The organism is Streptomyces sp. CBMA123 (assembly GCF_014596465.1).
GTDB lineage: Bacteria > Actinomycetota > Actinomycetes > Streptomycetales > Streptomycetaceae > Kitasatospora.
Map to the genome: position 1 here is coordinate 1 of NZ_MECK01000245.1, position 7,655 is coordinate 7,655.

The window sequence follows — 7,655 nt, forward strand, 5'->3', positions numbered from 1 at the left end:
AGGCCGGGGATGTCAACATATCTGGCGTTGACTTTTGGCACGCTGTTGAGTTCTCAAGGAACGGACACTTCCTTCGAGCCGCCTTCCAGCGGGCCCTCCGGGCGCTTCGTTCTTTCGTGTTCCCAGCTTACCAGATGTTTTCCGCTCCGTTTACCGGGGCTTTTTGCATCTGAAACCTGGCGTTAACCGCCGAGTTGCGGCGACTCGGCCAACCCTAGCGGGTCGACTGTCGGAGCGCGAATCGGGGCGCGCCCGGGGTCACCCGGTCGGCGGCATGATTTGTTGCTCTCGCGAGCATATACAGCAATGGTCCTGATTCGCCAAGATGCCTGTAGAGTGCGGCGCATCGGCCAAGAGGACTAGACCAGTCGCGAGTCGATGTGACGCCGGTCGAGAGGCGGGCGGGGGCGTGGTTCTCCGCCCAGGAATGTCGACAGATGTCCGAAGTTGACATGATTTAGGCTTCAGCTGATCGTGTGCCGCACCTCGCGGCCGCTCGCTGTATTGCGCACTTGGGAGGCACAAACCATGACCACTGTGACGTCGCCGCTGACCGGCAAGGTCGTCGGGCTCGCCGGCGTGCCGGACCCGGTGTTCTCGGGTGCGATGGTCGGCCCGGGCACCGCGATCGACCCGGTCCGCCGGCCCACCGAGGCGGTCGCTCCGGTGGACGGCGTCGTCGTCTCCATGCACCCGCACGCCTTCGTCGTGGTGGACGCGGACGGGCACGGTGTGCTGACCCACCTCGGGATCGACACCGTGCAGCTGAACGGCGAGGGCTTCGAACTGCTCGTCAACAAGGGCGACATGGTGACCTGTGGTCAGGCCGTGATCCGGTGGGACCCGGCCGCCGTCGAGGCTGCGGGCAAGTCGCCGATCTCGCCGATCGTGGCGCTGGAGGCCGCTCCCGACTCGCTGACCGACCTGCGCGAGAGCGGCGAGGCCGAGGCGGGCGACCAGCTGTTCAGCTGGAGCTGACCCCTCTATCACCGACACACACCCGCCCCGCAGGAGTTGACGGGGCGACCCGGCACTCAGCGGTTCCCGGCGGGGCCGCTCCTCTCAGCGGAGAACAGGTACATGGAGAAGACACTGCACGGCGTGGGTGTCAGCCACGGGGTCGCGATCGGCCAGGTGCGGCACATGGGCACGGCGGTCCTGGAGCCCCCGACCACCCAGATCCCGACCGAGGACGCCCCGCGTGAGCAGGCACGTGCCCAGGCCGCCGTCGAGGCGGTCGCCGCGGACCTGATCGCTCGCGGCAACCTGGCGGGCGGCGAGGCGCAGGCGGTGCTGGAGGCCCAGGCGCTGATGGCGCAGGACCCGGAGCTGATGGCCGACGTGTCCCGCCGGATCGCCGTCGGCAGCAGTGCCGAGCGCGGCGTGTACGACGCCTTCGCCGCCTACCGGGCGCTGCTGGCCTCCGCCGGGGAGTACCTGGCCGGGCGGGTCGCCGACCTGGACGACGTGCGCAACCGCATCGTGGCGCGGCTGCTGGGCGTGCCGATGCCGGGCGTGCCGGACAGCGACGAGCCGTACGTGCTGTTCGCGCGGGACCTGGCGCCGGCCGACACCGCGCTGCTGGACCCGACGCTGGTGCTCGGCTTCGTGACCGAGGAGGGCGGGCCGACCAGCCACAGTGCCATCCTGGCGCGGGCGCTGGGCGTGCCGGCCGTGGTCGCGTTGCCGGGGGCGACGGACGTCGCCGAGGGCACCGTCGTCGCGGTGGACGGCAGCACGGGCGACGTGCTGCTGGACCCGTCGCAGGGGAAGCAGGACGAGCTGCGGGCGATCGCCGCCGAGCGCAAGGCCGCGTTGGCCGCCTCCTCCGGCCCGGGGCGGACCTCGGACGGGCACCGGGTACCGCTGCTGGCCAACGTGGGTGGCCCGGCGGACGTGCCGGCCGCGCTGGCGAACGGTGCGGAGGGCGTCGGCCTGTTCCGTACCGAGTTCCTGTTCCTGGACGACTCCGCGCAGGCTCCCGGCGAGGAGAAGCAGGTCGAGGCGTACCGCAAGGTGCTGGAGGCCTTCCCGGAGGGCCGGGTCGTGGTCCGGGTGCTGGACGCGGGCGCGGACAAGCCGCTGGACTTCCTGACCCCGGCCGACGAGCCGAACCCGGCGCTGGGCGTGCGCGGTCTGCGCACCCTGCTGGAGCACCCCGAGGTGCTGGCCACCCAGCTGCGGGCGCTGGCCAAGGCGGCCGAGGGCCTGCCGGTGCACCTCGAGGTGATGGCCCCGATGGTGGCCGACCGCAAGGACGCCGCGGACTTCGCGGCCGCCTGCCGCGAGGCCGGGCTGGACGCCAAGTTCGGTGCGATGGTGGAGATCCCCTCGGCCGCGCTGCGGGCCCGGGCGATCCTGCAGGAGGTCGAGTTCCTCTCGCTGGGAACCAACGACCTTGCTCAGTACACCTTCGCGGCCGACCGCCAGGTCGGTGCGCTGGCCCGGCTGCAGGACCCGTGGCAGCCGGCCCTGCTGGACCTGGTCGCCTCGGCCGCCGAGGCGGCGCGGGTGGCCGGCAAGAGCTGTGGCGTCTGCGGTGAGGCGGCCTCGGACCCGCTGCTGGCCGTGGTGCTGACCGGTCTGGGCGTCACCAGCCTCTCCATGGGCTCGGCCTCGATCCCCTACGTCCGGACCGCGCTCGCCAAGTACACCCTGGCCCAGTGCCGCCGGGCGGCCGAGGCGGCCCGCGCCGCGGACAGCGCCGAGGAGGCGCGGGCCGCCGCCCAGCAGGTGCTGTCGGGCGAGTGAGGCGGTAGCAGGAGAAGGGGCGCCCCCACCCAGGGGGCGCCCCTTCGGCGTTCCGCGGGGCCGGTCAGGCCTGGCGGTCGGCCCGGAGCTGCTCGAAGAAGCGCAGGTGGTCGATGTCGTCGACGGAGCCGGGGTTGACGGCCTGCTCCAGCGGGGTGCCGGAGAGGATGCGCTTGACCGGGACCTCGATGCGCTTGCCGGTGAGGGTGTGCGGCAGGCCGCGGACGGCGATCACCTCGTCGGGGACGTGGCGCGGGGAGAGCTCGGTGCGCAGCGAGGTGCGGATACGGCCGATGACGTCCTCGTTCAGTTCGGCGCCGGGGGCCAGCACCACGAAGAGCGGCATCCAGTAGCCGCCGTCGGGCTCCTCCAGGCCGATGACCAGGGATTCGGCGATCTCGGGGAGGCGCTCGACCACCTCGTAGATGTCCGAGGAGCCCATCCGGACGCCCTGGCGGTTGAGGGTGGAGTCGGAGCGGCCGTGGATCACGACGGTGCCGCGGGAGGTGACGGTGATCCAGTCGCCGTGGCGCCAGACCCCGGGGTACATGTCGAAGTAGCTGTCGTGGAAGCGCGTTCCCTCGGGGTCGTTCCAGAAGCCGGTGGGCATGGACGGGAGGGGCTTGGTGACGACGAGTTCGCCGACGGCGTCGGTGAGCGGTCGGCCCTGGACGTCCCAGGACTCGACGGCGGCGCCGAGGCAGGGGGCCTGGATCTCACCGAGGTAGACGGGGAGGGTGGGGACGCCGCCGACGAAGCAGGAGCAGACGTCGGTGCCGCCGCTGACGGAGGCGAGCCAGACGTCCTCGCTGACCTCGTCGTAGATCCAGCGGAAGCCGTCCGGCGGGAGCGGGGAGCCGGTGGTGCCGATGCAGCGGACGGCGGAGAGGTCGAGGTCGCGGCCGGGGTGGAGGTCGGCCTTGCGACTCGCGACGATGTAGGCGGCGGAGGTGCCGAGGACGGTGGCGCCGGTGCGGGCGGCGACGGACCACAGCGCGCCGGTGTCGGGGTGGCCCGGGCTGCCGTCGTAGGTGACGATCGTGGACCCGACCAGGAGGCCGGCCACGAGGAAGTTCCACATCATCCAGCCGGTGGAGGTGTACCAGAAGAAGCGGTCCTGGGGGCCGAGGCCGAGGTGGAGGCCGACCTGCTTGAGGTGCTCGACGAGGATGCCGCCCTGGCTCTGCACGATGGGCTTGGGCAGGCCGGTGGTGCCGGAGGAGTAGAGCACCCAGAGCGGGTGGTCGAACGGGAGCTGCGCGAACTCCGGTTCGCCGTCCGGCCCTTGGGCCGGGCCGGAGACGAGATCGGCCCAGTCGAGGGCGCCCTCGGGGGCCGGGCCGCCCAGCAGCGGGACGTGGACGACGGTGCGCAGCGAGGGCAGTTCGCGGCGCAGCTCGGCGACGACGTCGGTGCGGTCGTGGGCCTTGCCGCCGTAGTGGTAGCCGTCGACGGCGATCAGGGCGTCGGGTTCGAGCTGCTGGAACCGGTCGAGCACGCTGCGGGCCCCGAAGTCGGGGGCGCAGGAGGTCCAGACGGCGCCGACGGCGTTGGTGGCGAGAAGGGCGACGACGGCCTGCGGGATGTTGGGCAGGTACGCGGCGACGCGGGAGTGCGGACCGATGCCCTGGGAGCGCAGGGCGGCGGCGAGGGCGAGGACCTGGCGACGCAGTTCGGCCCAGCTGGTAGGGACCGGGTGCTCGTCGGTCTCGTCGAGGTGGAGGATGGCGGGCTGGTCGGCGTTGGCCGGGTCCTCGGCGTGGCGCAGGACGTGCTCGGCGTAGTTGAGGCGGGCGCCGGGGAACCACTGCGAGCCGGTGCGGGTCTCGTCCGCGAGGACGGCGTCGGGCATCCGGGGGTCGGCGAGGACGGCCTCGGGCGCCTCGGTGAAGCGGACGTCGAACCACTGGGTGACGGCCGTCCAGAAGCGGTCGAGGTCTCCGGTGGACCAGGCGTGCAGGTCCGCGTAGCGCTGGGCGGCCTGCTGGTCGTCGGCGGCCGGGGCAAGCGGGGCGGCCGGGGCGCCGTGCTGCTCGGCGGCCCAGGCCTGGAAGGCGACCAGGCTGGTGGCGGCGGCGCGAGCGGGGTTGGGGCGCCAGAGCGGCTGGTCCTGGGAAGGGGTGCTCACGGTGGTGGTCTCCCGGCCGGTGGTGGGGACGGGTGAGCTCGTGGCCAACCCGTCCGGTTGGGCTGTCGGTGCAGACCATGCCATGTGAGCGCCCGCTGCGCCAGGGTCGGCCGGTGGGTCAGCGGGGGGTGAACTCGCCGGCGAACCAGCGGCGCAGGATGCCGTCGTGGAAGTCCCAGACGAGCGGGGTGTCGGCGGTGGCGAGCAGCCAGCCCTCGGTCTCGTCGGTGGGGCGCGAGGGCGGGAGTTCGGCGAGCGGACGGGCGGGGAGCAGTCCGCAGAGCATGACGAAGCGGCCGTTGGGGTCGGAGGCGGTGTGGATCAGGCGGACGTCGGCGGCGTCGGCCAGGATGCCGGTCTCCTCGCCGAGTTCGCGCACGCACGCCTGCTGCCAGCTCTCGCCGTAGTCCATGTAGCCGCCGGGGAAGGCGAGTTCGCCGTAGCCGGGCTCGATGGTGCGGCGGATGACGACCAGGGCCGGGTCGGCGTCGGGCCGGGTGACGGGGAGGACCGTGACGGCGACGGGCAGCGGGTTGCGGTAGCTGATCTCGGCGCAGCCGGGGCAGGTGCGGGGCCAGGCGTCGGTGCCGGGCGGGTACGGCGTGCCGCAGAAGTGGCAGTGGGAGAACGGCCGGTGGGCGGTCCGCGTCGCTTCGTCGGTGGTCATGGGCGGATGGTAGCCGGGGGCTCGGCGGGCCCGGCCGGCGGTGGCCCTCCGCTGCTCGGCCCCTCGCCGTCGGGCTCGTCCTCGCGGGCGGGGCGGAGCAGCGCGGGGTGGAGCAGGCGGGCGCCGCCGGCGTGGTAGGTGCGGGCCCGGGGGCCGCCACGGGCGCCGCCGCGCTCGGTGGTGGAGCCGGTGCTCTCCACGAAGCCGGGGACGGAGAGGACCTTGCGGTGGAAGTTGCCGGGGTGGAGCTTCTCGTCCCAGACGGCCTCGTAGACGGCGCGGAGGTCGGGGATGGTGAAGTCGTGGGGCAGGAAGGCGGTGGCGAGCGGGCTGTACTCCAGTTTGGCCCGCACCCGGTCGAGGCCGTCGGCCAGGATGCGGGCGTGGTCGAAGGCCAGCCGGATCGGGTGCGGTGGGGCCGGGTGGGAGCCGGTGTGCCCGTCGACGCCACCCCCGTGGGTGTCGGCGGGCACACCGGCGGCTTGGGCGCGGTCGGCGGACCGCGGGGCCGGGTCGAGGTCGGCGACCGGGTGCCAGGCGGCGGCCGCGGCGTCCGTGCCGGCCTGCGGGTCGGGCAGGTCCGGGGCGAAGGCCAGGTAGGCGACCGAGACGACGTGCATCCGTGGGTCCCGCTCCGGGGCGCCGTAGGTGCCGAGCTGTTCGAGGTGCAGCCGGCAGAGCGCGGCCTCGGCGGCGCCCAGCAGGCCCGTCTCCTCCGCGAGTTCGCGGGCGGCGGCCTCGTCGAGACCCTCCTCCCCCGCCCGCAGGAAGCCGCCGGGCAGCGCCCAGCAGCCCTGGTACGGCGGGGCGCCGCGTTCGACCAGCAGCACGTGCAGCCGGCCGCCCCGCAGCGTCAGGGCCACCACGTCGACGGTGACGGCGACCGGGGTGTAGGCGCGCGGGTCGTACGCGGCGAGCCACTCCTGCTCGGCCGTGGGCCCGGCGGCGGGGTGGGGGGACGCGTCGTCCGCTGCCATCGCCGGCTCCTCTCCGCGCCCCTGGGGCACCTGGTGCTGTCGTTCTCGGGATGAGCACAACGTAACGACTTCGTTCCCCGGCGGCAAACGGTTTTCCCGGCCGTCGGGGGCCTCCGGCTCCTAGGCTGTGACCAGGAACGACCGTGCCCGAGGAGACCGAGATGCCCACTGCTCCCCCGCCGGACTTCGCCGCGGCGCTGGCGGCCGGTCCGCTGGTCCTGGACGGCGGGATGTCGAACCAGCTGGCCGCCGTCGGGCACGACCTGTCGGACGCGCTGTGGTCGGCACGGCTGCTCGCGGACGACCCCGGGGCCGTGGTGGCCGCGCACCGGGCGTACTTCGCGGCCGGGGCCGAGGTCGCCATCACGGCGAGCTACCAAGCGAGCTTCGAGGGCTTCGCCCGGCGCGGGGTCGGGCACGCGGCGGCGGCCCGGCTGCTGGCGAGCAGCGTGGAGCTGGCCCGGGAGGCGGCGCGGGCCGAACCGGGCGGGCGGCGGCGCTGGGTGGCGGCCTCGGTGGGCCCGTACGGGGCGGTGCGGGCGGACGGTTCCGAGTACCGCGGCCGGTACGGGCTGAGCCACGCGGAGCTGGTGGCCTTCCACCGGCCGCGGCTGGAGGTGCTGGCGGCGGCCCGGCCGGACGTGCTGGCGCTGGAGACGGTGCCGGACGCGGACGAGGCGCGGGTGCTGCTGGAGCTGGTGCGCGGGCTGGGGGTGCCGGCCTGGCTGTCGTACAGCGTGGCGGGCGGCCGGACCAGGGCCGGGCAGCCGCTGGCGGAGGCCTTCGCGCTGGCGGCGGAGGTGGACGAGGTGTTGGCGGTGGGCGTCAACTGCTGCACCCCGCAGGACGCGGACCTGGCGGTGGCGGTGGCCGCCGAGGTGACCGGGAAACCGGTGGTGGTGTACCCGAACAGCGGGGAGCGGTGGGACCCTGACCGCCGGGACTGGCGCGGGGAGCCGACCTTCCGCTCGGCGCGGGTGAGCGGCTGGCTGGCGGACGGTGCCCGGCTGGTCGGCGGCTGCTGCCGGGTCGGCACGGACGGGATCGCCGCGCTGGCGGCCGAGGTCACCGTGCGGCGCGGACCCGGGGAGGAACGTGGCCGGGGGCCCGCGTGGGCGGCGCGCGGCGGCGC

At 74.1% G+C, this 7,655-nt stretch carries 6 protein-coding genes; 3 read left to right on the forward strand and 3 right to left on the reverse strand.

The window, feature by feature from the left end; all coding sequences use genetic code 11:
• Positions 1-528: 528 nt before the first annotated feature.
• Positions 529-978, forward strand: a complete 450-nt coding sequence (locus BG452_RS25150; protein WP_188306638.1) for a PTS glucose transporter subunit IIA — start codon at positions 529-531, stop codon at positions 976-978.
• A 102-nt stretch (positions 979-1,080) separates the two neighbouring features.
• Positions 1,081-2,751, forward strand: a complete 1,671-nt coding sequence (gene ptsP, locus BG452_RS25155; RefSeq protein WP_188306639.1) for a phosphoenolpyruvate--protein phosphotransferase — start codon at positions 1,081-1,083, stop codon at positions 2,749-2,751.
• A gap of 64 nt (positions 2,752-2,815) precedes the next feature.
• Here ptsP and BG452_RS25160 read toward each other — a convergent pair whose 3' ends face one another.
• The 3 genes from BG452_RS25160 to BG452_RS25170 form a co-directional block, all read right to left on the reverse strand.
• A complete protein-coding gene (locus tag BG452_RS25160; protein ID WP_317621220.1) occupies positions 2,816-4,879 on the reverse strand; it encodes an acetoacetate--CoA ligase in 2,064 nt (687 codons plus the stop codon).
• Between the two features lie 118 nt (positions 4,880-4,997).
• Positions 4,998-5,546 (reverse strand): NUDIX domain-containing protein, encoded by a 549-nt coding sequence (locus BG452_RS25165; protein WP_188306641.1) that lies wholly within the window; start codon positions 5,544-5,546, stop codon positions 4,998-5,000.
• Positions 5,543-6,523: an NUDIX hydrolase gene (locus tag BG452_RS25170; protein WP_188306642.1), complete on the reverse strand. Its 981-nt coding sequence runs from the start codon at positions 6,521-6,523 to the stop codon at positions 5,543-5,545. Before BG452_RS25170 ends, BG452_RS25165 begins: the two co-directional genes overlap by 4 nt.
• 161 nt (positions 6,524-6,684) lie before the next feature.
• On the opposite strand from BG452_RS25170, the gene mmuM reads away from it, so the two are divergent.
• Positions 6,685-7,655, forward strand: a 971-nt coding sequence (gene mmuM / locus BG452_RS25175) for a homocysteine S-methyltransferase (RefSeq protein WP_188306643.1), incomplete at its 3' end; no start/stop codon positions are given.

Excerpts from the sequence above, each read along its gene's own strand:
- BG452_RS25150 (WP_188306638.1), top strand. The coding sequence starts at position 529 with ATGACCACTGTGACGTCGCCGCTGACCGGCAAGGTCGTCGGGCTCGCC.
- ptsP (WP_188306639.1), top strand. The coding sequence starts at position 1,081 with ATGGAGAAGACACTGCACGGCGTGGGTGTCAGCCACGGGGTCGCGATC.
- BG452_RS25165 (WP_188306641.1), bottom strand. The coding sequence starts at position 5,546 with ATGACCACCGACGAAGCGACGCGGACCGCCCACCGGCCGTTCTCCCAC.
- BG452_RS25170 (WP_188306642.1), bottom strand. The coding sequence starts at position 6,523 with ATGGCAGCGGACGACGCGTCCCCCCACCCCGCCGCCGGGCCCACGGCC.